This is a genomic window from Nitrosophilus sp. (assembly GCF_982775275.1).
This window is the reverse complement of the sequence record NZ_CEXZHP010000311.1, coordinates 1-1261: the sequence shown is the minus strand read 5'-3', so window position 1 is coordinate 1261 and position 1261 is coordinate 1. Positions and strand designations below refer to the sequence as shown.

The following is a 1261-nucleotide window of genomic DNA, read 5'->3' as shown; positions in this document are numbered from 1 at the left end:
CAGTTGCAGTGTTGTAGCCAAAGAGTCACTAACACGCAAGTTTGTCAATATAAACGGTAAAGTTGCCCAGCTTGTGGCCGCTGCGTGTGATGAGGTGTATCAGGTAACAGCGGGGATAAGTGTGCGTATTAAATGAAAAAACTCTTAGATGGTTTTGCTTTGGCGGTTTCTTTGTTGAGTCTAGTTCCTTTTTTTAAGGTGCACCATTTTTTTAAGGGTATCAACGGTTACAGTGTAATGCTATACCCTTTTGTGGGTTTTTTGCTTGGGCTTGTGGTGTGGGGATTGTATATGGCACTTACCCCTTGGGTGCCTCATACACACCTTTTGGTATTGCTTTTTGGTGCATGGGTGTTGCTAACGGGAGCGTTGCATCTTGATGGTTTTGCCGATACGATAGATGGTTTCTTTGTGCCGAAGAACAAAGCCCTTAAGGTGATGAAAGATCCCCATAACGGAGGGATGGGGATGCTCTTTAGCGGTGTGTTTTTGATTCTTAAAGCCTCTAGTGTGGTTGCCCTTGGTGCAGATGTGTATCTTATACCCCTTCTTTTGCTTTTAAGTCGCTTTGGTGTGGTTGTTGCCATCTACTTTTTTTGCTATATCTCCCCCAATGGTATGGGGAGTTTGGCAAAAAAAGAGTTTGGTTTTTGGCACTTTATAGTTGCGTGTTGTTATACGCTCCTTGTTGTAGCTCTTTATGGGGGTTGGGGTTTTTTATGTGCAACGCTTGTAACTTTACTTGTATTGGCTAGAGTGTTTTACTCCCGCTATGGCGGCTTTAACGGTGATATGTATGGTTTTAGTATAGAGGTAACAGAACTTGTTTTGCTTAATATTGCGGTGGTGGGATTGTGAAAATTACACTGCTAAGGCATACAGAGGTTGCAGAGCCTTATAGGGGAAAATATAACGGACATAACAATATAGGTCTGAGTAAGAGGGGAAAAGAGGATGCCAAAAGGTTGGCACAAAAATTTGCAAACACCCCTTTTGAGAGAGTCTATTGTAGCGATTTGTTACGTGCCAAAGAGACACTCCAACCTTTTGTACAGGCACAAGATGCTATCTACACAAAAGCGTTGCGGGAGAAGTCGTGGGGCAGACATGAGGGGATGAGTTTTGAGCAGATAGAAGCAGAGGGGATTGTCTATACAAACTTTACACAGTGGATAGAGGCACTTGATGGTGAGTGTTACCACAACTATATGCAGCGGTTGGAACATTTTTTTACACAGGAGATTTTCCATCTTGAGTGTGA

General features: G+C 43.0%; 3 protein-coding genes. All 3 read left to right on the top strand.

The window, feature by feature from the left end:
* Positions 1 to 136, top strand: a 136-nt coding sequence (locus tag AC30RD_RS09570; RefSeq protein ID WP_489494322.1) for a bifunctional adenosylcobinamide kinase/adenosylcobinamide-phosphate guanylyltransferase, incomplete at its 5' end; no start/stop codon positions are given.
* Positions 133 to 858 carry an adenosylcobinamide-GDP ribazoletransferase gene (locus tag AC30RD_RS09565; protein ID WP_489494320.1) on the top strand — a complete coding sequence of 242 codons (726 nt, stop codon included), beginning with the start codon at positions 133 to 135 and terminating at the stop codon, positions 856 to 858. The genes AC30RD_RS09570 and AC30RD_RS09565, both read left to right, overlap by 4 nt.
* Positions 855 to 1261, top strand: a 407-nt coding sequence (locus tag AC30RD_RS09560) for a histidine phosphatase family protein (protein ID WP_489494319.1), incomplete at its 3' end; no start/stop codon positions are given. The genes AC30RD_RS09565 and AC30RD_RS09560, both read left to right, overlap by 4 nt.

Excerpts from the sequence above, each read along its gene's own strand:
- AC30RD_RS09565 (WP_489494320.1), top strand. The coding sequence starts at position 133 with ATGAAAAAACTCTTAGATGGTTTTGCTTTGGCGGTTTCTTTGTTGAGT.